The sequence below is a fragment of the Streptomyces sp. NPDC017890 genome (assembly GCF_044328675.1).
Lineage (GTDB): Bacteria > Actinomycetota > Actinomycetes > Streptomycetales > Streptomycetaceae > Streptomyces.
In genome coordinates, this window is sequence record NZ_JBIRHU010000014.1 from 16,272 (window position 1) to 41,676 (window position 25,405).

Annotated in this window: 27 protein-coding genes; 8 read left to right on the top strand and 19 right to left on the bottom strand. The window is 72.9% G+C overall.

The window, feature by feature from the left end; genetic code table 11:
- Positions 1–177 precede the first annotated feature (177 nt).
- Positions 178–1,554 carry an alpha-lytic protease prodomain-containing protein gene (locus tag ACH4F2_RS19445; RefSeq protein ID WP_398133940.1) on the top strand — a complete coding sequence of 459 codons (1,377 nt, stop codon included), beginning with the start codon at positions 178–180 and terminating at the stop codon, positions 1,552–1,554.
- A gap of 67 nt (positions 1,555–1,621) precedes the next feature.
- Here the strand turns inward: ACH4F2_RS19445 and ACH4F2_RS19450 are convergent, their stop codons facing one another.
- From ACH4F2_RS19450 to ACH4F2_RS19485, 8 genes are all read right to left on the bottom strand, one after another.
- A complete protein-coding gene (locus ACH4F2_RS19450; protein WP_398133941.1) occupies positions 1,622–2,707 on the bottom strand; it encodes a serine hydrolase domain-containing protein in 1,086 nt (361 codons plus the stop codon).
- Positions 2,704–3,624 (bottom strand): DUF6895 family protein, encoded by a 921-nt coding sequence (locus tag ACH4F2_RS19455; RefSeq protein WP_398133942.1) that lies wholly within the window; start codon positions 3,622–3,624, stop codon positions 2,704–2,706. The genes ACH4F2_RS19450 and ACH4F2_RS19455 overlap by 4 nt, the downstream gene beginning before the upstream one ends.
- A complete protein-coding gene (locus ACH4F2_RS19460) occupies positions 3,621–4,571 on the bottom strand; it encodes a DUF6895 family protein (RefSeq protein ID WP_398133943.1) in 951 nt (316 codons plus the stop codon). The genes ACH4F2_RS19455 and ACH4F2_RS19460 overlap by 4 nt, the downstream gene beginning before the upstream one ends.
- Positions 4,568–5,275 carry a hypothetical protein gene (locus tag ACH4F2_RS19465; protein ID WP_398133944.1) on the bottom strand — a complete coding sequence of 236 codons (708 nt, stop codon included), beginning with the start codon at positions 5,273–5,275 and terminating at the stop codon, positions 4,568–4,570. The genes ACH4F2_RS19460 and ACH4F2_RS19465 overlap by 4 nt, the downstream gene beginning before the upstream one ends.
- Before the next feature lie 21 nt (positions 5,276–5,296).
- Positions 5,297–5,482, bottom strand: a complete 186-nt coding sequence (locus ACH4F2_RS19470) for a hypothetical protein (RefSeq protein WP_398133945.1) — start codon at positions 5,480–5,482, stop codon at positions 5,297–5,299.
- A gap of 148 nt (positions 5,483–5,630) precedes the next feature.
- The gene (locus ACH4F2_RS19475; protein WP_398133946.1) at positions 5,631–7,295 is read right to left on the bottom strand and encodes a RecQ family ATP-dependent DNA helicase; all 1,665 of its coding nucleotides are present in this window, start codon (positions 7,293–7,295) and stop codon (positions 5,631–5,633) included.
- A 129-nt stretch (positions 7,296–7,424) separates the two neighbouring features.
- Positions 7,425–8,060 carry a class I SAM-dependent methyltransferase gene (locus tag ACH4F2_RS19480; protein WP_398133947.1) on the bottom strand — a complete coding sequence of 212 codons (636 nt, stop codon included), beginning with the start codon at positions 8,058–8,060 and terminating at the stop codon, positions 7,425–7,427.
- A 165-nt stretch (positions 8,061–8,225) separates the two neighbouring features.
- Positions 8,226–9,227 carry a mechanosensitive ion channel family protein gene (locus tag ACH4F2_RS19485; RefSeq protein WP_398133948.1) on the bottom strand — a complete coding sequence of 334 codons (1,002 nt, stop codon included), beginning with the start codon at positions 9,225–9,227 and terminating at the stop codon, positions 8,226–8,228.
- Positions 9,228–9,452: 225 nt separating this feature from the next.
- On the opposite strand from ACH4F2_RS19485, the gene ACH4F2_RS19490 reads away from it, so the two are divergent.
- Positions 9,453–9,674, top strand: a complete 222-nt coding sequence (locus tag ACH4F2_RS19490; protein ID WP_398133949.1) for a hypothetical protein — start codon at positions 9,453–9,455, stop codon at positions 9,672–9,674.
- Here ACH4F2_RS19490 and ACH4F2_RS19495 read toward each other — a convergent pair.
- Both ACH4F2_RS19495 and ACH4F2_RS19500 read right to left on the bottom strand, forming a co-directional pair.
- Positions 9,651–10,538, bottom strand: coding sequence for a cytochrome c oxidase assembly protein (locus ACH4F2_RS19495; RefSeq protein ID WP_398133950.1), 888 nt, complete (start codon positions 10,536–10,538; stop codon positions 9,651–9,653). The two genes, ACH4F2_RS19490 and ACH4F2_RS19495, sit on opposite strands and share 24 nt — an antisense overlap.
- Entirely contained in the window at positions 10,538–11,104 is a 567-nt protein-coding gene (locus ACH4F2_RS19500; protein WP_398133951.1) for a DUF2243 domain-containing protein, read from the bottom strand. The genes ACH4F2_RS19495 and ACH4F2_RS19500 overlap by 1 nt, the downstream gene beginning before the upstream one ends.
- Positions 11,105–11,304: 200 nt before the next feature.
- On the opposite strand from ACH4F2_RS19500, the gene ACH4F2_RS19505 reads away from it, so the two are divergent.
- Positions 11,305–11,748 (top strand): PPOX class F420-dependent oxidoreductase, encoded by a 444-nt coding sequence (locus tag ACH4F2_RS19505; RefSeq protein ID WP_398133952.1) that lies wholly within the window; start codon positions 11,305–11,307, stop codon positions 11,746–11,748.
- A 76-nt stretch (positions 11,749–11,824) separates the two neighbouring features.
- Here ACH4F2_RS19505 and ACH4F2_RS19510 read toward each other — a convergent pair whose 3' ends face one another.
- Positions 11,825–13,951: an MMPL family transporter gene (locus ACH4F2_RS19510; RefSeq protein ID WP_398133953.1), complete on the bottom strand. Its 2,127-nt coding sequence runs from the start codon at positions 13,949–13,951 to the stop codon at positions 11,825–11,827.
- 142 nt (positions 13,952–14,093) lie between these two features.
- On the bottom strand, positions 14,094–14,600 hold the full coding sequence (locus tag ACH4F2_RS19515; RefSeq protein WP_398133954.1) for a MarR family winged helix-turn-helix transcriptional regulator: 507 nt from the start codon (positions 14,598–14,600) through the stop codon (positions 14,094–14,096).
- 106 nt (positions 14,601–14,706) lie between these two features.
- Here ACH4F2_RS19515 and ACH4F2_RS19520 point away from each other — a divergent pair, with 106 nt between their 5' ends.
- Complete coding sequence (locus tag ACH4F2_RS19520; RefSeq protein WP_398133955.1) at positions 14,707–16,308, top strand: SDR family oxidoreductase; 1,602 nt, start codon at positions 14,707–14,709, stop codon at positions 16,306–16,308.
- 87 nt (positions 16,309–16,395) lie between these two features.
- Here the strand turns inward: ACH4F2_RS19520 and ACH4F2_RS19525 are convergent, their stop codons facing one another.
- The 5 genes from ACH4F2_RS19525 to ACH4F2_RS19545 form a co-directional block, all read right to left on the bottom strand.
- The gene (locus ACH4F2_RS19525; protein ID WP_398133956.1) at positions 16,396–16,851 is read right to left on the bottom strand and encodes a hypothetical protein; all 456 of its coding nucleotides are present in this window, start codon (positions 16,849–16,851) and stop codon (positions 16,396–16,398) included.
- A gap of 37 nt (positions 16,852–16,888) precedes the next feature.
- Positions 16,889–17,221, bottom strand: coding sequence for a DUF3140 domain-containing protein (locus ACH4F2_RS19530; protein ID WP_398133957.1), 333 nt, complete (start codon positions 17,219–17,221; stop codon positions 16,889–16,891).
- A 6-nt stretch (positions 17,222–17,227) separates the two neighbouring features.
- On the bottom strand, positions 17,228–17,455 hold the full coding sequence (locus tag ACH4F2_RS19535) for a DUF2945 domain-containing protein (RefSeq protein ID WP_398133958.1): 228 nt from the start codon (positions 17,453–17,455) through the stop codon (positions 17,228–17,230).
- A gap of 282 nt (positions 17,456–17,737) precedes the next feature.
- Positions 17,738–18,190, bottom strand: a complete 453-nt coding sequence (locus tag ACH4F2_RS19540) for a VOC family protein (RefSeq protein WP_398133959.1) — start codon at positions 18,188–18,190, stop codon at positions 17,738–17,740.
- Positions 18,191–18,260: 70 nt separating this feature from the next.
- Complete coding sequence (locus ACH4F2_RS19545) at positions 18,261–19,262, bottom strand: NADPH:quinone reductase (protein WP_398133960.1); 1,002 nt, start codon at positions 19,260–19,262, stop codon at positions 18,261–18,263.
- Between the two features lie 350 nt (positions 19,263–19,612).
- Between ACH4F2_RS19545 and ACH4F2_RS19550 the strand changes: the two genes are divergently transcribed.
- Positions 19,613–20,047, top strand: coding sequence for a hypothetical protein (locus ACH4F2_RS19550; RefSeq protein ID WP_398133961.1), 435 nt, complete (start codon positions 19,613–19,615; stop codon positions 20,045–20,047).
- Between the two features lie 117 nt (positions 20,048–20,164).
- Positions 20,165–20,566, top strand: coding sequence for a hypothetical protein (locus ACH4F2_RS19555; protein ID WP_398133962.1), 402 nt, complete (start codon positions 20,165–20,167; stop codon positions 20,564–20,566).
- 157 nt (positions 20,567–20,723) lie between these two features.
- Here the strand turns inward: ACH4F2_RS19555 and ACH4F2_RS19560 are convergent, their stop codons facing one another.
- On the bottom strand, positions 20,724–21,350 hold the full coding sequence (locus ACH4F2_RS19560) for a TetR/AcrR family transcriptional regulator (RefSeq protein WP_398133963.1): 627 nt from the start codon (positions 21,348–21,350) through the stop codon (positions 20,724–20,726).
- Between the two features lie 139 nt (positions 21,351–21,489).
- Between ACH4F2_RS19560 and ACH4F2_RS19565 the strand changes: the two genes are divergently transcribed.
- Positions 21,490–22,251, top strand: a complete 762-nt coding sequence (locus ACH4F2_RS19565) for an SDR family NAD(P)-dependent oxidoreductase (protein WP_398133964.1) — start codon at positions 21,490–21,492, stop codon at positions 22,249–22,251.
- Positions 22,252–22,394: 143 nt separating this feature from the next.
- Here ACH4F2_RS19565 and ACH4F2_RS19570 read toward each other — a convergent pair whose 3' ends face one another.
- A complete protein-coding gene (locus ACH4F2_RS19570) occupies positions 22,395–24,203 on the bottom strand; it encodes a flavin-containing monooxygenase (RefSeq protein WP_398133965.1) in 1,809 nt (602 codons plus the stop codon).
- A 172-nt stretch (positions 24,204–24,375) separates the two neighbouring features.
- Here ACH4F2_RS19570 and ACH4F2_RS19575 point away from each other — a divergent pair, with 172 nt between their 5' ends.
- Positions 24,376–25,401: an SMP-30/gluconolactonase/LRE family protein gene (locus tag ACH4F2_RS19575; protein ID WP_398133966.1), complete on the top strand. Its 1,026-nt coding sequence runs from the start codon at positions 24,376–24,378 to the stop codon at positions 25,399–25,401.
- The last annotated feature ends 4 nt before the right edge of the window (positions 25,402–25,405 follow it).

Consider the following 25,405-nt stretch of genomic DNA (forward strand, 5'->3'; position numbering starts at 1 on the left):
GCGTCCGCGTACTGCACTTGGCACCCACCGCGTCCCCCATAGCGCGAAAGACGCCCGGGCCCGGCATCGCCGGGGAGCTTTCCGGCAAGGACTGTGACTTCGCCGCAGTCGCACCGTGACCCACGGTCGCTCACCGATCCCCGCTGTCTCGCACAGCCCTCGAAGGAGGCACATCGCATGGTCGGCAGACATGCCGCGCGCAGCCGCCGCGCCGCCCTGACCGCGCTCGGCGCCCTGGTCCTGACCGCTCTCCCCTCGGCTGTCTCGGCCGCGCCCCCGACCACCCCGGAGCCGCAGCGCGTCAGCGCCCGGACGCTCGGCGCCGACAAGGCGCCGACGCACGTACTGCGCGCGATGGAGCGCGACCTGAGGCTGACGCCGGAGCAGGCGGCGGCGCGGCTGGTCAACGAGGCGGAGGCGGGCACCCGGGCGGGCATGCTGCGCAACACGCTGGGTGACCGCTTCGCCGGGGCCTGGGTGGGCGGAGCGACCTCCGCCGAGCTCACCGTAGCCACCACCGACGCCGCGGACACGGCCGCCATCGAGGCACAGGGCGCCAAGGCGGCGGTCGTCAGGAAGGGGCTGGGCGAACTCCGCGCGGTCAAGGAGAAGCTGGACGCCGCCGCCGTCCGGAGGCAGACGCCTCGGACGCCGGTCTGGTACGTCGACGTGCGGACCAACCGGGTCATGGTCCAGGCCACCAGCGAGTCGGCCGCGTCGGCCTTCGTCGAGGCCGCCGGGGTGGAGGGGCAGGACGTGGGCGTCCGCATCTCGCCGCACCGGCCGCGGGTGCTGGAGGACCTCGTCGGCGGCGACGCCTACTACATCAACGGTCAGGCCCGCTGTTCGGTCGGGTTCTCCGTCACCCAGGACGATCAGCAGGGTTTCGCCACGGCCGGTCACTGCGGCGACCCGGGCGACACCACCACCGGGTTCAACGAGGCCGCCCAGGGCACCTTCCGGGCCTCGACCTTCCCCGGCAAGGACATGGCCTGGGTGGGCGTGAACGCCGACTGGACCGCCACCCCCGACGTCAGGGCGCAGAACGGCCAGACGGTGCAGATCGCCGGCTCGGTGGAGGCGCTCGTCGGCGCCTCGGTGTGCCGTTCCGGCTCCACCACCGGATGGCGCTGCGGCGTGATCCGGCAGCACGACACGAGCGTCAGCTACCCGGAGGGCATCGTCGACGGGGTGACCGAGACGACGGCGTGCGCAGAAGGCGGGGACTCCGGCGGTCCCTTCGTCGCGGGCACCCAGGCGCAGGGTGTCACGTCCGGCGGCTCCGGTGACTGCGCGGTCGGCGGGACCACCTTCTACCAGCCGGTCAATCCGCTGCTGAGCGACTTCGGCCTCACTCTGACGACCACGTCCGCCTCGGCGGGAACGCCCGCGCCGCAGGACAACGCGGCGGCGGACGCGTGGGCCGCGGGCCGGGTCTACGAGGTCGGGGCCACGGTGTCCCACGCGGGCCTGCGGTACCGGTGCCTGCAGAACCACCAGGCGCAGGGTGTCTGGTCGCCCGAGAACACGCCGGCCCTGTGGCAGCGTGTCTGACGGACGGTGAGCCGCCGTACGGCGGACCGGGCACGGGGCCGCCGCCGGCGGCGGCCCCGCGCCCTCGTCATTCCCCGGCCAGGAACGCGTAGGCGGCGGCCATGAACGGGTCGTGGGCGCGAAAGCGCCGGGTGCACACCGCGGCCAGGGCCGTTCCGGTGTCGGGCCTGAACCCGAGGAACGCCTGCTGGCCGAGGGTGGCGCCGCTGTGGAAGTACATCGGCCCGCCGTCGGTGGGGTGCCGGAACCACGTCACCGTGTGCACGTGCCGGTGCCCGAGCCCGCGCCTGAGCACCGGCACCCGTACGGCCCGCAGGGCGCCGGCGGCCGGTGAGCCGGCCGGGTCGAGGTGGGCCTCGAGGAAGGCGAGCAGGTCGTGCGGGGTGGACCGGACGGCCCCGGCCGCCTGGAAGCCGCCCGCGTCGAAGGCCGGGACGGGGGTGCGTCCGTCCTTGCGGTGACCGATGGCGTCGGTCTTCTCGTCCTCCGCGCGCAGGGCCGTACCGCTCAGGCCGAGCGGGCGCAGGACGTGGCCGGTGAGCAGGTCCTCCCATGCCGTGCCGGTGGCCGCGGCGACGGCGTGGCCGAGCACGGAGACGCCGTAGTTGGAGTAGTGCCAGCGGGTTCCGGGACGGTGTCTGGGTCGGTGGCGCAGGAAGGTGGCGGTCAGCCGCTCGGCCGGGTAGCGGGCGTAGGGGTTGGTGCGCCAGGCGGGCAGGGCGCGGGGGGCGAAGTCGGCCGGCAGGGCGGGCAGTCCCGACGTGTGCGTGATGAGGTGGGCGAGCGTCACGGGGTGGGGACCGGCCGGCCGGGCGGGGTCCAGGCAGGCTGCGGCCGGTTCGCCCCCGGTGAGGACACCGCGCCGGATCAGCCGGGTGAGCAGCAGTCCGGCGAGCGTCTTGGAGGCCGACCCGATCTCGTAGCGCAGGTCCTCGCGGGGGACCGCGGGGGGCGGGGCGGTGCCTCCGCTGTGGAGGGTGCGCAGGCCGTGCCGGGAGACGGCGAAGACGACGTCGGGTGCGTCGGCGGCGTCGACGGCGTCGGCCAGCCGGCCGCGCAGGGCCGCCTCGTCGGCGGGTCCGGGGAGCGCGGACTTTGGTGTGACGTCGTCGGCGGCGGCGTCGCCGGGCCACGGCGTGGGACGGCTGGTCACGTGCCGGTGTGCGCCAGCTCGCTGAGGGCGCGTGAGGTGGCCAGCAGGGAGGCGAAGGCGGCGACCAGGGTCGGGTGGTAGACGATGTCGAACACCGCCTCGGGGTCGCCCTCGGGCATCGTCCGTACGGCGGGCATGGCGCCGTCGGGCTGCTGCGCCGCGGCGAAGCCCCGCCAGGCGGGCTCGTCGAGGGTGGGACGGGGCAGGCAGGCGTCGACGACGAGGAGTTCGCCGAGCAGGTCCCAGCGTTCCAGGTCCAGCCAGTCGTCGATCCAGACCGGGAGCCAGGTGGCGAGGTAGCCGGCGATCGGGGCCGGCAGGCCGTCGGGGTTCTCTCCCCAGTCGGTGAGGTGGAAGACGGTGTGGGTGATGTCGTAGGCGGTATGGCCCTCGACCGTCCATGGTTCGGGGGTGCCGGCCAGCCAGGTGGTGCCCACCAGGCCGGCCTCCGGAGGCCGGGGCGGCAGGCCGAAGCGGCGCTGGAAGGCGGAGAGGCCCAGGCGCCGGGTCGGCGTCACCGGCAACCGCGTCCAGTTCGCCAGCCGGTGGTTGAGGACCGTCGCCCGCTCCACCTCGGGCTGGCTGTAGCCGAGCTCCTTGAACGCCAGGTACACCTCGAACGGGATGGGTGAGAACGGCTCGATGCGCTGCCCGCGCACCAGCATGCGGCCCCCGTCCAAAGTGTCGCGCCAGGCGTGGTCGAGCAGTTGGCGCGCCAGCTGCGCCTGCCGGGACCCGGCGACGCCCTCGCGGAAGAGCACCTTGCAGATGAGGGCGAGTTCACCGACCGGCTTGAAGCGTTCCAGGAAGCCGATCTCGGGGTCCACCTCCGGCTCCAGCCGGAAGCCGTCGCGGTGGGCCCACAGCCACTCCAGGGCACCGGCTCCGACCCGGTGGATCAGTCGGGTGTCCGTCATCCCGGCACTCCTTGTCCGGCGGGGTCCACGTCCCGCGCCCGTGTCGTGGTGAGGGACGCCGCGAACGCCGCCATCAGGGTGGAGTGGTAGCAGTCGGCGAAGGCGTAGGGGGCGGCGCCGGCACCGTCGGTGGACCCGGCGGCGTCCTGGACGGCACCCTCCTCGGGGATCGCGCCGGACGGGTGCTGTGCCGCCGCGACGCGCTGCCAGGCGTCCTCCAGGACGACCGGTTCGGGCGGACGCGGCAGGCTCGCCGCCACCGCCAGCAACTCGCAGCTCAGGTCCCACATGCGTGCCTCCAGGCAGGTGTCGAGCCAGGGCGGCAGCCAGTGCAGCAGGTAGTCCGCCAGGTGCGGCGGTAGCCCTCGGGCGGTGCGTCCCCATTCGGTGAGGTGGAAGACGACGTGGGTGAGCGCGTAGCCGGCCGCGCGTTCGAAGGTCCAGGGTTCCGGCAGGCCGCCCAGCCAGGTGCGGCCGAGTGCCTGCGGTACCCGGTCGTGCGGACTCAGGCCGCTGCGCCGCTCGGCCTCGATGACACCGAGCCGGCGGGTGGGGTACTGCTCGGTCAGCCGCCAGCCGCGGGTGCGGGCCACCACGGTGGCGGACGCCTCGTATCCGGTGTGCCGGTGTCCGGCCGAGGCGAAGGCCGCGTACACCTCCAGCGGGTAGGTGGCGAAGGGCTCCAGCGACTGCATCAGCAGGAACAGTTCGCCCCGGCGGGTCTGCTGCCAGGCGAAGTCCAGCAGGTCGGACACGCGGGTGTGGAGCGGGTCCGACGGCGGGGTGCACGCGGACACGGACGCGCAGACCTGCGCCAGTTCGCCCAGCGGCTTCCAGGTGCGGTTCACCTGGCCGTCGGCGGCCAGGGCGTCGTCGCCGAGCGCGAAGCGGTCGCGGTGGGTCCACACCCAGTCCAGGGCGGCCTCCTCGACCGCCCGGACGCTCACAGGAGTACCGCGGCCGGCATCAGCCGGGCCGCCTCCAGTTGCAGGGCCACCCGCGGGTCGCTGCCGCCCATGAGCCGTACGAAGTCGAGTCCGGCCTCGAGGCCGAGGGTGTCGGGCACGCCGTCCAGGAGGGTGAGCCAGCGCCCGGCTCCGGCGGCCTGCTGCCAGTCGCGGCGGCGTACCGCGCGTACGAAGCCGCGGGCGACGTCCACCGGACGGCGCCGGGCCGCGCGGGCAACCGCGCACTCCTCGCCGGGCAGCGCGAGCGGTGCGAGTACGGCGAGTTGGTGGGTCAGGTACTGCCAGCCGGCGTCGTCGAGCCAGCCCGCGCCGGGTTCGGTGCCCGGGTCGTCGTCGAGCGGGTGGGTCAGGGGTTCTTCGAGCCGACGCAGGGCGCGGGCCATGGCCCAGTGGCTCCATACGACGGTGGGGGCCGCGTCGCCGCGCGGCGGATGAGCCGTTACGGCGTCCTTGAACGCCGCGAGCCGCCCGGGTTCGGGCGGAAGGCGCAGGAGGGTGGTGGGCAACAGCGTGTCGGCGCCCAGTACGCGTACCGCCGCGACGGCGACGCCTTCGCCCTCGCCGCTTCCCGCCGGGGCGCCCCCCGCTCGCACGTGGTCTCCGCCCCGAAGAGCGGAGACCACGTCGGAAGCGAGGTCCAGCACCGCCCCCTGAAGAAGGGCTGACGTGCTCGACTGCTCCATCTCAATGCTCCCGTCGGTCCGTCAGCCCTTCTTCGGGCGCGGGGTCGGCGGCGAGAGCAGCAGCTTGCCACCTCCGGCCTGGAGGGCGAGCGCGGCGCACTCGCGGCTGTCGCGGAAGACCCCCTCGGGCTCGGCGGGGTCCAGTGCCGCTTCGATGTCGATGTTCTCGGTGCGGACTTCCTCGAGCACCTTGTCCTTGGAAGGCATTTCACCATCTCCCTCTGGTAGCCAAAGGCCTTCACATGACAGGTGTCCGAGAAGTCCCAAAGCATGCATTTCTTCACACAATTCCCAGCAGGTACTTTTTTCAACAAATCAGACATTGCATGACGGGCTGGGCCGGACGGGTGTTCCCCTACTCCTTTGTGAGCAGGTCCTCGCGGCCGGCCAGGGACTCCAGGGACAGGACCCGGTATCCGGCCCGGTCGAACAGGACGGTGATGCGGTCGCCGTCCTCGCTCAGCACCGTCCCCTCGCCCCACTCCGCGTGCCGTACCTGCGCGCCGACCGGGTAGGCGCGGGCGCTGGGATGCTCCCGCGGCGCGGGCCCGGTTCCCTCGGCCTCGCACACGTCGCAGGCGCCGCACGGGGGCTCGTACTCCTCTCCGAAGTAGCCGAGCAGGAACCGGCGCCTGCAGCCGGTGGTCTCGGCGTACGCTCGGGCCATCTCGACCCGCGTCCGGTCGGTGCGCCGGTGGGCGTCGGCCGCGTCCTCGGCCAGGTCCGCCGCCGCGTCGGGCGGGGTGCCGGGGTCCGGGCGGATCGCGCCGTCCTCCCCCGTGGCCACGGCGCCCGACTCCTCCAGCAGGTTCACCGCGGCGGTGACCCGGTTGCGGGACATTCCGGTGTCCCGGCGCAGCCCGTCCAGGCCCTCGGGATCGGCCCCGTGGTCGTGGACGGCGTCGGCGACCTCGGACAGAGCACCGCGGCCGGGCGCGCGGGCGGCGAAGTACGTCCGCATGCCGGTGTCCTCGGGCCGGTAGTGGAGGACGGCGAGGGCGGGCTCGCCGTCCCGGCCGCAGCGGCCGATCTCCTGGTAATAGGCGTCCGGCGAGCCCGGCAGCGAGGCGTGCAGCACGAACCGTACGTCCTCCTTGTCGATGCCCATCCCGAACGCGGAGGTGGCCACGACGACGTCGGTGTCCCCGGCGAGGAAGGCGTCGTGGATCCGGGATCGTTCGGCGGCGCGCAGTCCCGCGTGGTACGCCTCGGACGCCAGTCCCAGGCGGGCCAGCTCCGCGGCGTAGTACTCGGTGTCCTTGCGGGTCGCCGCGTAGACGATGCCGGGTTTCGGCTCGGCGGCGGCCCGTTCGACGAGTGCCTGGCGCCGCTCGTCCTCCTCCCGGCAGCGGCGGACCTCCAGCCGGATGTTCGGGCGGTCGAAACTCGTGACCGTCACCCGGGGGCGGTCCATGCCCAGCCGCTCGGTGATCTCCCTGCGCACCGGTGGGGCCGCCGTCGCGGTGAGGGCGAGCACCGGGGGCCGGCCCACGCGTCGTACGGCCTGCTCCAGCCGGAGGTAGTCGGGCCGGAAGTCGTGGCCCCATGAGGCCACGCACTGGGCCTCGTCCACCACGAAGAGGGCGGGCCGGGTGCCGGCCAGCCGTTCCAGGACCTCGTCCTTGGCCAGCTGTTCCGGCGACAGGTACACGAACCGGGCGTCGCCCCGCCGCACCGCCTCCCAGGCGGCCTCGGCCCCGGCGGCGGTGAGGTCGGAGTTCACCGCCACGGCGCCCGGGCCCCGTGCGCCGTCGGGCAGGCCGGCGATCTGGTCGCGCTGGAGGGCGAGCAGCGGTGAGACGACCACGACCGGGCCGGACAGCAGTACGCCGGGGACCTGGTAGACCGCCGACTTGCCGGAGCCGGTCGGCATGACGACGAGGGTGTCCCGTCCGGCCAGGACCGCTTCCATGGCCTCCAATTGCTCGGGCAGCAGGCTGTCCCAGCCGAACACCTCGGCGGCGGTACGGCGCAGGCGCGCCGCCCGCCGCTCCGTGCCCGACGGCCTCTTCCCACCCATGGCGACTCCCTCGGTCCCTGGCTTCCGGTGGGAACGCGCCGTGGCGGTCGCGTCCGTCATCCGGGTACCCGGGGCGGCCGTGCGGAACCGGTACCCGGGGGCGCCGGGAGCGTCGGCGGGACCGGGGTCTCAGACCCGCCGCAGGCGCCACACGTGGTCTTCGCGGAAGCCTTCGACGCCCTCGGGCGAGGCGCTGGGCCGGCGGACGGTCTCCTTGGTCACGACGGTCCATTCACCGTCCGGCAGGGCGAGTTCGGCGAGGGCTCCGTCCAGCGTGGGGAAGACGGCGTCGAAGGGCGGTTCGGTCTGCCAGGACGGCCACCCTGCGTGCAGAACGAGCAGCAGGCTGCCGCCGTCCGCCACGGCCCGCGCGGCGTCACGCAGTACCGTCTGCTGGTCGAGAGCGACCGGGGACTGCAGGTAGTGGGCGCTCACCAGGTCGAACGAGCCCTCGGGGAACGACTTGCCCAGTTCGTGACGTTCCCAGGCGACGCGTTCGCCGACCCCGGCGTCGGCGGCGTGCCCGGCGGCGCGTTCGAGCGCGGTGCCGGAGATGTCCACGCCGGTGACCCGCCAGCCGCGCGAGGCCAGCCACACGGCGTCCGCCCCTTCGCCGCAGCCGAGGTCCAGGGCGGTGCCGGGGGTGAGGTCGCTCGCCTCGCGGACCAGCAGGTCGTTGGGGCGGCCGCTCCAGACGCGGTCGGTGTCGCGGTAGCGGGCTTCCCAGAACTCCGCTGCGGGAGCCTGCGCGGGCGTGTCGGTCATGGGTGCCTCCTGGGGGCGGACTGATCGTCTGCTCGGCAGGGCGCGCGACGACGGCGCGACCTGTGTGCAGCCTGCACCTGCCGGAACCGGACGACAAAGTCCTTTGCCGGTCCGGCAAACACGCTGATCGGCGCAGTCCGGCACGCCCGCTTTCCCCCGGCCGGGTCAGCGCGTCATCGCGCCTGACTCGGGCTCCGGGGAGTCGGTACGCACCCACACCGTCCGCTGCGGGAAGGGAATGTCGATGCCCGCCTCGTCCAGGGCGTCCTTGACCCGGCGGCGCAGCTCGCGGGTGACGCCCCACTGCTGGAGCGGCACGGTCTTGACGGCGAGGCGTACGAGGACACCGTCGGCGTCCAGGGACTGCACGCCCCACACCGCGGGATCCTCGAGCAGGAGGTCCGTGAAGTCCGGGTCCTGGCGCAGGGCGCGGCCGGTGTCCTCCAGTACGCGGTGGACCGTGTCGAGGTTCGCGTCGTAGGCCACGGCCACGTCCAGGACGGCACGCGCCCATTCCTGGCTGTCGTTGCGGACCCGCAGGATCTCACCGTTGCGGATGTGCCACAGGCCGCCGTTGAGGTCGCGTACGTGCGTCAGCCGCAGGCCGACGTGCTCCACCTCGCCGACGGCCTCGCCGAGGTCGACCGAGTCGCCGACGCCGTACTGGTCCTCGACCATGATGAGCAGGCCGGACAGATAGTCGGCGACCAGGCTCTGGGCGCCGAACCCGATCGCCAGGCCGACCACTCCGGCGCTGGCCAGCAGCGGGCCGAGCGCGATGCCGACCTGGTCGAGCACCATGGCCACGCCGACCATGAACAGCACGATGGTCACGGCGCTGCTGAGTACCGAGCCGATGGTGCGCGCCCGCTGTTCACGGCGCTGCCGGGCCCGGGACCGGTCGCGGTGCAGTACGGCGGCTCCGCGTCCCGTCCGTCGGGGCCGGCCGCGCTCGGACTCGCCCGCCGGTGGTTCCAGTACCCGCTGGACGACGCGGGTGATGGCCCGCTTGGCCACCGCGCGCACCACCAGCAGGATGACGACGATGAGCGCGATGCGCAGCGGTATCCCGATCAGTGCCGTGGTGTGGTCGCCGATCCAGTCCGGCCACGAGGCCGCCAACCGCGCATCGGGGGCCGGGCCGGTGGGTGGGGAGGTGTGCGACATCGGCTGGGGTGCTCCGTTCCTGGGGACGACGTCTGTGCCGTCGGGCCCGCCTACCCACGGACGGCCCGGGCATGACGCCCGGCACGCTTCGACGCGTTCACCGCCTTTGTCGCCGTTTAACTGTTATGTCCGACGGTCGCGTCACCTTCACTCGGGACCGGCCCATCACCGGCTCCCGTCCGGGCACTCGTGAGGAGTCGTCCACAGCGGAGGGGGACCTGCGGCATGGCTATCGTTGCCGTCCTACTGCTGCCCGGGCTGGGGCTGCTGCTGTTCACCATGACGTACCTGGAGGACCGGCTCTTCGGCGATCCGGCTCCGGCTCCCGCCCGGCATGCCCGGCGCCGCCATCTGCGTCTCGTTCCGGGCGGCAGAACCCGGGAAGCGCCCCCGGCCCGGAATCCGGAACCGGCCGGACAGCGGTCACGCGACCGGGACGCCGCCTGAAGTCGGGCGCGCCGGCACGGCTCCCGGGCCGGTCCTCGGGCGTCTGCTGCGACGACCGGGCCGCCAGGTGGCCACCAGGGCCGCGGCGAGCAGGAGTTCGGCGACGTCACCCGCGTAGTACATGATCTCCGCGCCCTGCCGGACCTGGTCGACGGGCGCGTGGATGTGGACGAAGAAGCCGCCGTACATCGCCTGGGCGATCAGGGCGTGGGCGGCGATCGCGATGCCCAGGTACACCAGCCTGGCCGGCACGCCGGGCCGCGCGGGTGCCGGATCGGGGCCGGCGACGGCGTGGGCGAAGAGGCATCCGGAGGCCAGGAAGTGGGCGTTCATCAGCCAGTGCCCGGCGGGGTGGGCCATCGCCATGTCGTACAGCGGGGTGAAGTACAGCAGTCCCAGGGTGCCGGTGCTCAGCGCGAGCGCCACCGCCGGGTGGGCCGACAGGCGCGCGGGACGGCTGTGCAGCAGCGCCTTCACCCGGCGGGCGCCGGTCGCCGGCAGGGTGCGGAGCGCCAGGGTGACCGGCGCGGCCAGCACCAGAGCCAGTGGGACGTACATGCCGATGAGCATGTGCTGGGCCATGTGCCCGCGGAAGTCGGTGTGCGCGGCCGGCCCCAACGGGGGCAGCAGCGCGACGGCCAGTACCGCCAGCCCGCCGAGGAACGAGGCCGAGCGCCGGCCGCTCCAGCCCTGGACGGGGTTGCGGCGACGGGCGCGGCGTACGGCGAGCAGGTAGCCCCCGGCAGCGGCCAGCAGAGCCGTCAGGACCAGGACGGTGGGCGCAGCCTCCAGCACGCCGTCGCCGGGGCTGCCGCCCGGGTCATGGGGGTGCGTGTGGTGAACGGCGTCGTGGGCGCCGTCCATCAGGACGGGTCCCCGGCCCGCGCGGCGCCGCGGGGGGCACCGGGGTCGAAGGGCCGTCCGCCGCGCTGGAGAAGGTAGCCGCCGATCAGGAACAGGGCTCCGAGGACGAGGAATGCGGCGTCCCACCATGCCTGGTGGGGGCCGGCGTAGACGTGGTGGATGCCCAGGACGTGGTGGTCGAGGACGCCTTCGACCAGGTTGAACAGGCCCCATCCGGCCAGGATCCAGCCCCACAGCACCCGTGAGGTCCACACCGCCCGCCGGTTGTGCGTGACCCGGGAGTACAGGAGGGCCAGGCCGAGCAGGACGGAGAGCCAGCACACGGTGTGGAAGACGCCGTCCCACACGGTGTTCATCTCCAGCCCGGAGACGGTGCCGGGGTCGTAGTACTTCACGCCGATGCGGTCGTGGTCGGTGCTGGTGAGCATGTGATGCCACTGGAGGAGCTGGTGGAGGAGGATGCCGTCGACGAAGCCGCCGAGTCCGATCCCGAGGACGATGCCGGGAAGCCGGATACTGTTCGGCGCCGTCGTGGCCGCTCGGGTCTCACCTGTCGTGGTCGCCATCGCCTGTACTCCGTCCCGTCGGCCGGCGGTGTGCGCGGACCTGCGGGACACGGTTTCCCGGCTGGAGGGCCGGCGTCACCCACTGACGGGTTTTTTCAGCCGGGCGATCGGACTCGGGGGGCGGGCACGTCGCGGCGCATGTGCCTCGTAGGGTGGGAGCGCGCCCGCGGGGTCACCCGGGGCTCACGCGAGGAGATCCGATGGACACCGAGGAACGGCACGACGCGGACGCGGACGCGGAGTTCGTGAGCTTCTGGCAGGAGCGGCGGGTGTGCTTCCTGTCGACGGCGCGCGCCGACGGAACCCCGCACCTGGTCCCGGTCGGGGTGACGTACGACCACGTCACCCGTACGGCACGCGTCATCACGAGCGGGGACACCGCGAAGGCGCGCAACGTCCGGCGGGCCGGGCGTCCCGTCGTCGCCGTGAGCCAGGTGGACGGCAGACGCTGGTCCACCCTGGAGGGCGTCGCGACCGTGCGGGACGACGCCGAGGCGGTCCGCGACGCGGAGGCCCGGTACGCGGCCCGCTACCGGCAGCCCCGGGCGAATCCGGAACGGGTCGTCATCGAGATCGCCGTCCGGCGCTTCCTCGGCACGGTGCGCCCCCTCGTGCCCTCCGGGGTCGACACCCCTGGAGGGTGAGCCGCCCGGGTCGGTCGCCTCCGCGCATGAGTCGCCTCCGCGGACAAGTCGCCTCCGCGGATCAGTCCACTGCGGATCAGTCGCCGCTCTGGGGGCGGGAAGCGGGGGACCCGGCCGCTCCGGCCGGTGTCCGGCGGCCGAGGCGTCCGGGCCACCACGCGACGGCGCCGATGTCGCGGGCGAGCGCCGGGACCAGCAGCGAGCGCACCACGAGTGTGTCCAGCAGGACACCGAAGGCCACGATGAAGGCGATCTGCAACAGGAAGGCCAGCGGGATCACACCGAGCGCGGCGAACGTGGCCGCCAGTACGACACCGGCCGAGGTGATCACTCCACCGGTGGCGGTCAGGCCCCGCAGGATGCCCTCCCGTACGCCGTGGTCCAGCGACTCCTGCCGTACGCGGGACATGAGGAAGATGTTGTAGTCCACGCCGAGGGCGACCAGGAACACGAACCCGTACAGCGGGACGGACGCGTCGGTGCCGCTGAAACCGAACACGTGGGTGAAGACGAGGGCCGAGACGCCGAGCGTGGCCAGGAAGTTCAGCGCCACCGTCGCCACGAGCAGCACGGGCATCAGCAGGGAACGCAGCAGGGCGATCAGGATGACCAGGATGATGACGAGGACCACGGGCACGATGACCGTGCGGTCGTGCTCGGCGGTGCGCTGGGTGTCGTACTGCTGCGCGGTGTAGCCGCCGACGAGGGCGTTGGCGCCCGACACGTCGTGGACGGCGGTCCTGAGCCGGGCCACCGTGCTCTTGGCGGCGTCACTGTCCGCGGGCGCCTGCAGCGTCGCGTCGACGCGCACCCGCCCGTCGACCACCTTCGGTTCGCCGCCGCCCGGCCGGCCGGAGGCGGTCACCGCGGCGGCGGAGGCGACGCCGCGGGTGTCACGGGCCGCCGCGAGGACGGGGTCGAGCCGGTCGGCGTCCGCGATGATCACGGCGGGGTTGCCGGAGCCGCCCGGGAAGTGCCGTGCCAGGGTCTGCTGGGCGGAGACGGACGGAGTGTCGTTCACGAAGATCTCGTCCAGCGGCACGCCCTTGGAGGTCAGGGTCGGCGAGAAGGCGGCGCAGGCCAGCAGCGCGGCGAGGGAGACCGTCCAGATGCGGCGCGGGGCCCGGTCCACGAGTACGGCGACACGGTGCCACAGGCGGTGCCCGCCCTCCGGGTCGCCGGTCCGGACGGGCTTGGCCGGCCAGTAGGCGGCCCGGCCGAGCACCACCAGGACGGCGGGCAGGAAGGTGAGCGTGCTCAGTACCGCGCAGACGATACCGATGGCGCCGACGGGTCCGAGCGCCCGGTTGTTGGTCAGGTCGCTGAGCAGGAGCGCCAGCAGGCCCAGGGCGACGGTCGCCGCGCTGGCGACGACGGTTCCCCAGGAGGCGCGCAGCGCGACGCGCATGGCACCGAAACGGTCCGGGTGCCGGGCGATCTCCTCGCGGTAGCGGGCGGTGAGCAGGAGCGCGTAGTCGGTGGCGGCGCCGATGACCAGGATGGAGAGGATGCCCTGGACCTGCCCGTCCACGCGTACGACGTCCCGGCCGGCGAGCGCGTAGACGATCGCGCAGGCCAGGCCCAGCGCGAAGACGGCGCCGAGGATGATGACCAGGGGCAGCAGGACGCTGCGGTAGACGAGCAGCAGGATCACCAGCACCGTGACGAGTGCGACGCCGAGCAGCAGCCCGTCGATGCCCGCGAAGGCGTCGGAGAGATCGGCCTGGGAGGCGGCGGGTCCGGCGAGTTGCGCCCGGGTGCCGGGGACCTGCCCGGCGGCGTCGCCGATGTGCTCCAGGACCTCGGGCAGGCGGTCGCCGAGGCCGGGCTCGACCTGGACGACGGCTTGGAGCGCTTCGCCGTCGTCGGAGGGCAGGGCGGGCGTCGCGGGGCCGACGATTCCGGGCTCCCCTTCGAGGCCCGCGACCGACCGGGTCGCCGCCGGCCGGTGTTCGGTGACGGCGCCGCCGCCGTCCGCGGTCCACACGACGATCACGGGGAGGGTCTCGCCCTGCTGGAAGGCCTTCTGCGCGTCGACGACCCGGGTGGACTCGGCACTGCGGGGCAGGAAGGCGGCCTGGTCGTTGGTGGCGACGTCGCCGAGCTTTCCGGCGTACGGGCCGAGCGCTCCGCCGATGCCGAGCCAGACCAGGAGCAGGACCACAGGGACGAGCCAGCGGGCTCGTCGGGAGGTGATGGGCATCGTTCTTCAGGTCTCCAGGTCTCCAGCGGGACGGAAGGTGACTCGATCATAAACAATCTCAATGATTGAGTTACATCGGGTCGTCGCGACACACCCACTTGTGCCCGGCCGCGTCCCCCGGATGCGGCACGCGGCCGGAAAGTCAGCGCTCGTCCGACCGCACGTGCCGCAGATCCTCGTTCATCGCCGCCATGAAGCGGACCACGACCGCCAGTTCGGCCTCGTCGAAGCGCGTGCAGGTGACGGCGGCCGCTTCGGCCAGCGGACGGAAGTACGTCCGGGCCGCCGCCCGGGCGTCGGGCACGTAGTGCAGATGGACGACCCTGCGGTCGGGGCTCTCCCGCACCCGCCGCACGTGCCCCGCGCGCTCCAGCCGGTCCACACACGCCGTCACCGCGCCCGAGGTGAGCCCCAGGTGCTCGCGCAGCCGCCCCGGCGTCATGGGCTCCTGTGCGTCCAGGATCGCCGCGAGTGCCTGCACGTCGGTGGCGTGCAGTCCGTGCGTGCCGGCGAAGCTCTGCACGAGGCGGTTGATCTCGCCGTTCATCCGCCGGAGCTGCGCCGCGAGGACGTGCAGGTCGCTCTCCTCGGACCCGGCTCCGGTCCCCCGCTCGTGCGCGTGCTGTCCGCGCTGGTTCGCTGTCGCCACGTGATCAGCGTATAGAAGGGTCAACCTGGGCCACCCCGCACCCGCCACGGCCCCGGCGCGGGAAGTGATCCCGCGACCACCTTCCGTGCGAGACGGAGCCTGCCCCATGGACGAAGCACACGGCCGCGTGCGCGACAGCAACGACAGCACCGACAGCACCGACAGCAACAGCAACAGCAACAGCAACAGCAACAGCGCGGAACTGCGCTGCCTGGTCACCGGTGCCACGGGGTACATCGGCGGCCGGCTCGTACCGGAACTCCTCGCCGCCGGACACCGGGTGCGCTGCCTGGCCCGCTCCCCGCACAAGCTGCGCGACCACCCCTGGGCCGCGGACGCCGAGGTGGTGCGGGGAGACGTCACGGAAGCCGGCTCGGTGGCCGGGGCGATGGAGGGCATCGACGTCGCCTACTACCTGGTGCACGCGCTGGGCGGCGGCGGCAACTTCGAGGAGACCGACCGGCGGGCGGCGCACAACTTCGCGGAGCGGGCCGAGGCGGCCGGTGTACGGCGCATCGTCTACCTCGGCGGCCTGACGCCGCCGGGCGTACCGGAGCGGGACCTGTCGCCGCACCTGCGTTCGCGCGCCGAGGTCGGCCGCGTCTTCCTTGCCTCCGGTGTCCCCGCGACCGTCCTGCGCGCCGCGGTCGTCATCGGTTCCGGGTCCGCCTCCTTCGAGATGCTGCGCTACCTCACCGAACGGCTGCCGGTGATGGTCACGCCGAGCTGGGTGCACACCCGCATCCAGCCGGTCGCCGTCCGGGACGTGCTGCGCGCCCTCGTCGGCAGCGCGCGCATGCCGGACGACGTCTCCCGCGCCTTCGACGTCGGCGGACCCGACGTCCTCACCTACCGGGACATGATGCTCCGGTACGCCCGGATCGCGGAGCTGCCGCGGCGGCTGATCCTGCCGGTGCCGATGCTGACACCCGGCCTGTCCAGCCACTGGGTCGGCCTGGTCACCCCGGTGCCGGCGTCCATCGCGCGCCCGCTCACCGAGTCGCTGCGGCACGAGGTGGTGTGCGGCGAGAACGACATCGTCCGGTACGTGCCCGCCCCGCCGGGGTATCCGCTCGGCTTCGACGACGCCGTCCGGCTGGCCCTGCAACGCGTGCGGGAAGCCCGGGTCACCACCCGCTGGTCGTCCGCGTCCGTGCCCGGCGCGCCCAGCGACCCGCTGCCCACCGACCCCGACTGGGCCGGCGGCAGCCTCTACACCGACGACCGCACCCTGACCGTCGCCGCATCGTCCGATGCGCTGTGGCGGGTCATCGAGGGGATCGGCGGCGACAACGGCTGGTACTCCTTTCCGCTCGCCTGGGCCGTGCGGGGCCGGCTGGACCGGCTGGCCGGCGGGGTCGGCCTGCGCCGCGGCCGCCGCGACGCCGCGCGGCTGCGGGCCGGCGACTCGCTCGACTTCTGGCGGGTGGAGGAGATCATCCCCGGCCGTCTGCTCCGGCTGCGCGCGGAGATGCGGCTGCCGGGTCTCGCCTGGCTGGAGATGTACGCCGAGACGGACGAGGCCGGCCGCACCCGGTACCGTCAGCGGGCCCTGTTCCACCCCCACGGGCTGGCGGGCCACGCCTACTGGTGGAGCGTGTGGCCCTTCCACGCCGTGGTGTTCGGCGGTATGGCCCGCAACATCGCCCGGGCCGCCGCCCGCGACCACCGGCCGTCCGGCCCGGTTCACGACGCGTCCGCCTCCTGACGCGGGCCCGCCGCGTCTCCTCCGGCCACCGGACCCAGTGCGCGACTGACGGCCCGTCGGGGCGCGTGGGCCCGCCCCGCGCGGGCGTCAGGTGAGAGGGCTGTCCGCGATCCGGGTGCCGGGGCTGTCGGGGCGGGCCGTGTGGTCAGGATGGCCGCGGGTCCGGCGGGCCTCCTTCAGCTCCGCCTCGTACAGATGGTCACGGCCCTCGGCGAGCCGGTCCACCGCCGCGCGCTCCAGGTCCCGGAACGCCTGGTAGTACGTCCGGTCGTACGCCTCGACGATCTGGAACGTCCAGTGTCCGGGAATGACGTTGCGCCCCAGGATCTCCGTCCGGACGCGCTCCGCCCATTCCGCGTGGCCCGCCTCGCGCAGCAGCTCGACCGAGCGGTCCAGTTCGAAGTCCGCCGTGCCGGTGAGCTGGTGGAAGGCGAACAGGTGCCCGCGGGCACGGTCGGTCGTCTCCAGCGCCTTGGACAGGGAGCCGAGGGCTGCCACCGTCTCGTCGCTGACGCCCTCGGGGCGCCGGTGCGGGTCTTCCATGCCGTGGTCGGTCCCTTCGGTGAACGTGAGAACGGTGTCAGGTCAGCGGATCGTGGCCCCAGTTCATGAGTGAGTGCCGCCACCGGGTGTCCCGGACGTCACCCGAGGGCCGCTGGGCCAGATGCCGGCGGATGTAGCCGACGACCTTGCGCATGTGCTGGTAGTCGTCGTCCGAGAGGTCGCCCTTCTTCGTCCGCAGGATGTCCACGATCCGGCGGCCGGACGCGTGCCCGGTGGACTCTCCCCCGTCCTTGTGCTGTCCGGCGTCCCGCGACCGGTCGGAGGCCAGCCACTTGTCCAGTTCGGCAGGCGTCATGTTCACCAGTTCGCGGAACCGGTCCCAGGTCTCCTCGCTGTCCTCGTCGTCCACGCCGTCTCACTTCTTCCTGAGCGCGGACGGCTTGTGCACCGCCGGCTTGCCGGACTTGTCGCTGCGGACCTGGTACTGCGGGTCGTCCGACGAGGCGTCCACCGTGCGGCCCGCGGCCTCGGTGCGTTCGGTGATCTTCTTCTCCACCTCGCCCTCGGCCTCGCTGCCGTGGCTGCTCCAGGCGACCTTGTCGCCCTTCCTGAGCTTCTCGTCCCCGTCGCGGTTCTTCGCCATCTCGCCTCTCCTTCCGTTCCTGACCAGCGTGTACCGCGTACGGAGGTCCCACCACTCGACGCGGGTCCCCGTCCGTGGGGACCATCGCTGTATCCGGCACCGAACTATCCTGAACGCGGCCGCGGCGCCGCCCGCACGGCCTCACCCGCCACCGCCGTCGTTCCAGGAGCAGCACCGTCGAACGCCGGTACAGCGGCGCCGTCGGACACGCGCGGCAGATGCTTAGATGCTCACCGTCCGTCCGCAGCCGTGAGCGGCCGGCGTCGTGGCCCCGCCGGCACGTCAGCCGTCGCCGGCGGGCGGATCGGCGAGGACGCCGTTCAGCATCCCGGTGGCCTGACCGACTTCGATGAGGTAGCCGTCCGGGTCGCGCAGGTAGCAGCGGAGCTCGGCCTTCCGGTCGATCGGCGGCGTGAGGAACTCGGCGCCCAGCGCGCTCCACTCGCGATAGCAGCGTTCGATGTCGGCCACCCGGATGTTGAGGAAGCAGGCGGCCGTCCCCGGGTCGGCCGGCGGGCGCAGGGTGACGTCGGGCTTGTCGGGGGTCGGACCGCCGCCCGGGTTCATGATGAGCCAGCCGTTCGCGAGCCTGACGATGCACGGGTTCTCCGCGAGCACCACCTCGCCGCCGAGGACGTCGGAGTAGAAGGCACGCGAGCGCGGCACGTCGGCCACGGTGAGGAAGTGTGTGAGCAGCAGTCCCGACTCCGGGGCCGGCAGGTCTTCGCGGCGCATCCTTCGCTCCCCACGTTCGAGTGACGGGTCTCCTCCATGCTGGACCGCGATCGCCCGGCCGGAAATACGATCAAGAGGGTGCGAGGACCAGACGCCCCCGCACCTGACCGGTCTCCAGCCTCCGGTGCGCCTGTGCCGTCATCGACAGGGGCAGGCGGTCGGCGATGCGCGGACGCCACGGCGTGTCCCTCAGGACGCCCACGACGCCCTGCGCGGCGTCGGCGAGGTCGGCGGTCGTGGCGTTGCTGATGGCGAAGCCCACGACGCTCGCGTCCCTGGTGTAGAGCCGGGTCACCGGCAGCTCGGCGGGCCCTTTCCCCAGTCCGGCCATCGCGACCAGGCGACCGCCCCGCGCCAGCAGATCCACCGCGTCGGCGAGCACCCCCTGCCCGGACGTGTCCAGGTGCAGGTCGTAGCCGTCGGGGGCGGCCCGGCGCACCCGCTCTCCGACGTCGGGTGACCGGTGGTCGACGACCTCGGCGGCTCCCAGCCCGCGCAGCGCCGTGGCGTCCTCGGCACGCGCCGTGGCGACCACCCGCGCCCCGGCCCGGGAGGCCAGGGCCACGGCGGCGCCGCCCACGTTGCCGGCACCGCCCCCGATGTACACGGTCTCCCCGGGCCTCAGCCGGCCGTGCCGGAACAGCGCCAGCCAGGCCGACGCCGCCGGGTGTACGGCAGCCACGAGATGGTCCGCGTCGATGTCGGGCGGCGCCGCGTAGAGGCGTTCGGCGGCGACCGTCGCGTACTGGGCGCAGGATCCCTGCCGGCCCGCGTGGCCCAGGCTGTTGCACCACACCCGCTGCCCGGGGGTGAAGCCCGCCGCGCCGGGGCCGGCCGCGGCGACCTCGCCCACCAGGTCACGGCCGACGACGAAGGGGAACGGCAGCGGTGTGGCGTACGCCCCGGACCGTACGAAGGTGTCCACGGGGTTGACGGCCACGGCCCCGACCCGCACGAGCACGTCCGTGGGCCCGACCGTCGGCACGGGAAGCTCCCCGTAGTGAATGTGGTCGGCAGGGCCGAGGGAGTCGATGTACGCCGCCCGCATCACGCCGGGGACTGTGCCGGTCATGCCCTCATGCTACGAACCGGCCGGGCCCGGCGCAGCCCGCGAGGTACCGGGTCCTGCCGGTTCGGCGTCCGGCTGCCGGTGGTCGCGCGGCCCGGCCGGACGGCGGGGCGATGACAGGACGACGAGGACGGCCCGGCGCGCGGGGCGGCCGCGTTTCACCCCGTCCACCCTGCCGGGCACGGACCGCGAAGGCGTCCGGCGACGGGAGTGACCGCGTGCACCGTCCCGGGCCTGCGTGGTGGGAGGCAGCCGTGACCCGATCGGCGCAGCCCTCCGGGGCCCGCCCTGCGAGGAGCCGTCGCCCGCCATAGGCTGACGGCCATCTCCCGGAAAAGCCGCAAGGAGTTCCCATGCGTCTGCCCATCCAACCAAGGCATGTCGCCCCACGACTGGCCACCGGGGCTTTCATCCTCAACTCCGGCCTGGCGAAGCGCGGGGCCGACGAGCAGACCGCCGTCATGCTGCACGCGATGGCGAAGACCACCTATCCGTTCCTCGGCAAAGTGCGGCCGGCGACCTTCGTCCGCCTGCTGTCCGCCGGTGAGATGGCGCTCGGCGCCGCGCTGCTCCTGCCGGTCGTACCGACGGCCGTGGCGGGGATCGGCCTGACCGCGTTCTCGGCCGGGCTGGTGGGCCTGTACCTGCGTACGCCCGGTATGCGCGAGGAGGGCAGTCTGCGCCCGACCCAGGAGGGCACCGCCCTGGCGAAGGACACCTGGATGCTCGGTGTCGGGGTCGGATTCGTCGTCGACGGGCTCACGCGCGACACGTGCGGGTCCCGGTGACCGCCGAGGCCCTCGACGCGCGGGAGTCGCACGGCGCAGCGATCCGGGAGTGACGTTTTGCCTCATTCGTCCGGGTGACCCGGGTGGAGCACGTCCACTTGTGACGAGGTGAGAACCATGCTGGTACTGGGCCTCCTGCTGATGGCGGGCGCGGCCGCCTTCGCAGGTCTGCTGATCGCGTACAACCTGTCCGGCGGTCCGGACTACACCGTGACCCTGCTGGGGAGTGAACCCTTCACGATCAGCACCCTCGGGGCGTTTCTCGGCGGTATCGCCCTGACTTTGATCTTCGGCCTGGGCATGTGGATGCTGCTGGCCGGAACAGTGCTGGCGCGCCATCGCAGCAAGAAGCGTCGCGGGGAACGGGAGGCCGCCCGGCGGGCCGCCGCGGAGCGCGACCAACTGGCCGGCCGCCTGGGCGGGGGCGGCGCGGAGGGCAGCGCCGGCGCATCGGACGAGACGGCGGGAGACCGCCGCCCGGCCGCCCACCGGCCACACCGGCTCCGCCTGCATCACTGACCGGCACTGCCACAACAGCTCCCTTCGATTCATCGGGCGCAAGTACGCACATCCATCGCGGCGGCAGCCGCCATCGACGAGTCGGTGCTCACGAGCCTTCCAACGAAGCACAACACCCGTGGTCGGGTATTCGCCGAGGTACGGGCGCGCCCGGGGTTCAGGTCAGGCCGGCGGCCGTGACGGCCAGAGCGGTGCGCAGGGTCGCCGAGAGGTCGGCCCGGGCCGCCGCGGGGTCGGTGTCCGGCTCGGCCGACCGGTAGGCGTGGTGTTCGACGGCCGCGCGCAGCGCGGCGTTGAGCATGGCGGCCCAGATGGCCGGCCGTACGTCGTCGGGGGGCGATCCGGCCCGTTCGGCGAGGGCGCGCGCGAAGGCGGGCTCCGCCTCGTCGTGGGTCTGCAGCCAGACCGCGCGCAGCCCCGGTTCGGTCCGGGTCAGCCGCAGGAGGGCGCCGACGTCCGGACCGGGCAGGACCGCGTCGGTGGTCCACAGGTGCTCGAAGGCCTCCTGGAGGGGCCGGCCGGGGGGCCACTGCCGCAGCGCGGCGGCGATCGTGTCGATGCCGGTCGAGAACAGCGGCTGTACGCAGCTCTCCTTGGTCGGGAAGTAACGCCACACCGTGCGCGCCGAGACCCCGACCGCCTGCCCGATCTGCTCCCCCGTCGTCGCGGCGACGCCCTGGGCGATGAACAGGTCGACCGCGGCCCGGGCGATCTCCAGCCTGATGGCGGTCTTGCGCTCCTCGGTCAGGGGCGGCCGTCCCGTCCGTCCACGAGCTGCGGTCATCTGCCCCTCCGGCGCCGGTGATCAATGCCATGAGCATTCTCCACCAAGACTTTATGTCACTCAGAGACATAAAAGGTTAGAGTGCTGGCGCGGTGTGACACGAGTCCGCCGCGCCAGCACGTCTTGGATGGAGCACTTCATGACCGCCGATCTGAACGGACGCAGCGTGATCGTCACCGGAGCGGGATCGGGCATCGGGCGCGCGACCGCCCTCGCCTTCGCCGCGCAGGGGGACCGCGTCGTGGTGGCGGACCTCAACGCCGACGGGGCCGACGCGGTCGTCAAGGAGATCGAGCAGGCGGGCGGCACGGCGGTGGCCGTCACGGGTGACCTGAGCGAGCAGGCCGTCGTGGACCGGGTGGTGTCGACGGCGGTGGATCGTTTCGGCGGCGTGGACGTCCTGGTGAACAACGCCGGGATCATGGACAGCATGTCGGCCCTGGCGGACGTGAGTGACGCCGAGTGGGAGCGGGTCATCCGGGTCAATCTGACCGCGCCGTTCATGCTCGCCCGCGCGGTACTGCCGCACATGCTGGCCGCGGGCCGCGGCGCCATCGTGAACACCGCCTCCGAGGCCGCCCTGCGCGGCAGCGCGGCCGGCGCCTCCTACACGGCTTCCAAGCACGGCGTGGTGGGGCTGACGAAGTCGCTGGCGGTGATGTACCGCAAGAGCGGCATCCGCGCCAACGCGATCTGCCCGGGTGGCACCGCGACCGCCATCGCGGTGGAACCCGACCGCACGGCGCACGGCCCGGCGGCGATCGGCCCGCACTTCGTCAACCTCGGCCGCGTGTCGCAGCCAAAGGAGCAGGCGGCCGTGATCCTGTTCCTCGCCTCGGACGCCGCGAGCAACATCAACGGTGCGATCCTGCCCGTCGACGACGGCTGGTCCGCCGTCTGACAGGGCGTCGGCCACACGTGACGAGGTGCCGCGCGGCCCCGTCAGGGGTGGGCGGCACCTCACTCGTCGAGGGACCACGAGCCGGACGGGGCCCGGCCGACAGCGACCGGGCCCCGCACCGCACCGCCTCGCGGCCCGTACCCCTAGGCCTCGGCAGCCTGCCTGGCCGTGAGGACGTCGCCCATGGACTCCTCGCGCCAGCGCTTCAGGAGATCGTGGAAAGCGACCGCGCCATGGGGATAGGCGATCGGCGCGTTCGGCCGGCCACGCCCCTCACCGTTGTAGTACCCGGGTGTGCACTCGGCGTGGAACCACTCGTGGTCGGGCGCACCCTCGGCCATGACCGCGAGCCAGGCGTCCTCGGCCTCGCGGGACGGTTCGATGACGGCGCCCTCGGCTTCGGCGGCCGCGACGAGTGCCGCCGCGTGCACGGCGTGTTCGTCGAGCACGTGAGTGAAGTTGACGCTGCTGGCGCTCTGCGTGGCTCCCAGCTGGATCAGGTTCGGGAAGCCGTTGCTGGTGAACCCGTGCAGGGATCGCGGTCCTCGCTGCCGCAACGCGTGCAACAGCTGGACGCCGCCCCGGCCGTTGACGGGCAGTCTGCCGGAATGGACGCCCGAGACCCCGACGGAGAACCCGGTGGCGAAGATGAGGCAGTCGAGCGCGTACTCGGTGCCGCCGACCACGACACCGTGTTCGGTCATCCGCTCGATGCCGTGCGTGTCCGCGGTGTCGACCAGGGTGACGTTGGCGCGGTTGAAGGCCGGCAGGTAGGTGTCGGAGAACGTGGGGCGCTTGCACGCGTACCGGTACCAGGGCTTCAGCTTCTCCGCCGTGTCCGCGTCGGCGACGACCTGCTCGACACGGGCGCGGACCTCGTTCATCTTGACGGCGTCCGCCACCTCGTAGGCCGCTTCGAAGGCCTGCCGGTCCGCCGGACGGCGAAAGCTCGGCAGCAGCTTCTCCAGAAGACCGGCGGAGGAGGTCCACCGGTCCGCCACGAGGTCCTCCTCCGCCGTCTCGCCGGAGACGATGCGCAGGAAGTTGTCGCGGCGCTCGCGCGCCCATCCGTCGCGGTCCGCGCAGACGTCCCGCGCGGTGGTGCGGCGGTTGGCGCGCACGTCCACGGTGGAGGGGGTGCGCTGGAAGACGTAGAGGTGTCCCGCGTCCTCGGCCAGCTTCGGGACGACCTGGATGCCGGTGGCGCCGGTGCCGACGACACCCACGCGCTTGTCCGCGAGGCCGGTGAGGCCTCCGTCCGGGGTGCCGCCGGTGTAGGCGTAGTCCCAGCGCGACGTGTGGAAGGTGTGGCCCTCGAAGTTCTCGATACCGGGGATGCCGGGGAGCTTGAGCTCGGTGAGCGTACCGGTCGCCGTGACGACGTAGGTGGCGCGGAACGTGTCACCCCGGTCGGTCGTGACGACCCACGCCTGCGAGGTCTCGTCCCAGGTCAGGGACGTGACCGACGTGGAGAACAGGGCGTCCGCGTAGAGGTCGAACTTCTCCGCGATCCGTACCGCGTGGCGGCGGATCTCCTCGCCCGGAGCGTACTTCCACTCCGGCACGTACCCGGTCTCGTCGAGCATCGGCAGGTACACGTGCGACTCGATGTCGCAGTGGATGCCCGGGTACCGGTTCCAGTACCAGGTCCCTCCGAAGTCACCGCCCTTCTCCAGGACGCGGACCCGCCCGATGCCCCGCTGACGCAACCGCGCGCCCGCCAGGATGCCACCGAATCCGCCACCGATGACCGCCACGTCCACCCTGTCCCGCAGGGGCTCCCGATCGCCCGCCTCTCGCGCGTACGGGTCGTCGGCGTAGTAGCCGAACTCGGCGTCGGCGGCAAGGTATTGCCGAGTGCCGTCGGGGCGCACGCGTCGCTCCCGTTCGAGGCGGTAGCGCCGCCTCAGCTCGGCCAGTTCCTCCGGGGAAGGTGCTTGCGAGTTCGTCATGTGGGGGGCCTCGATTCTTCCGCTTCTCTGCCGGGAGGCCGCCCTGTCCGCCAAGTGGTACCGGGGTCAACGGACTTGGGCGGGCATGTATTACCGTAGCAAGAACCGGACAGCGTTGTCCGGTTGAGGCGGAGAGAGCTTCCGCACACCTCGGACAGGAAGAGTGACCCCCATGCAACGACTCCCGCTCCGATCCCTCACCGGACTCGCCGCGATCGGCCTGCTGGCCCTCACCGGATGCGGTACGGACACGGGCGGCGCCGCCGCGGACCCCGCGGCCGCCACCGGCGCGGACAGGACCATCCGCGCCCAGAAGGTCATGCGGCTGACGAAGGTGCACCCCGAGACCGGCATGACCCTGCTGGAGGGCCCGACCTTCGACGCGGACGGCAAGCTGCTCGTCGTCGATGTCACCGCACCGGCCGGCGAGCCCAAGGTGCTGCGCGTCGATGTGCGGAAGAAGACATCGCGCCAGGTCCACACCGACAGCCGCGGCACCTACACGTCGGCCCAGTTCAGCCCCTACGACGGGCGCGTCTACCTGACCGACTTCTCCCACGGCGAGATCGTCAGCCTGGCCCCGGACGGCAGTGACCCGCGGACCTTCTTCTCGGGCGAGGTCGGCGGAGCCCCGATGAACCCCGACGACCTCGCCTTCGACCGGGACGGCAACCTGTACGTCAGCGACTCGCGCGGCATGTCCGAGGGCGAGGCGACGGGGCGCGTGGTGCGGATCGACCGCGACGGGAAGAACGCCACCGTCCTGGCGGACGAACTGGCGGCGCCCAACGGGATCTCGTTCGACGCGGAGTACCGCGGACTGTGGATCAGCGAGCTCACGCAGAACCGCGTCTCCTACCTCCTGCTCGACGGCAAGGGCCAGGTCGCTTCCCGGCACACCGCCATCCGCGTGGACGGCGGTGTCGCGCAGACGGACTCGATCGCCGTGGACGCGGACGGCAACCTCTATCAGGCCCTGCACGGCCGGCCCGCCATGGCGGTGTACGACCGGCACGGTGAGCGCCTGGCGACCGTCGAGGTTCCCGGCCGCGCCGCCGAGGGCCTCGAATCGGCGACCAACGTGGCCATCACGCCCGGCGGGACCAGGGCGTACATGACCGTCAGCGGCCCGGCCGGTGGGTACCTGTACAGCTTCGACGCGCCGGCGAAGGGTATCCGTCAGTCCAACGGCGGCTGACGGC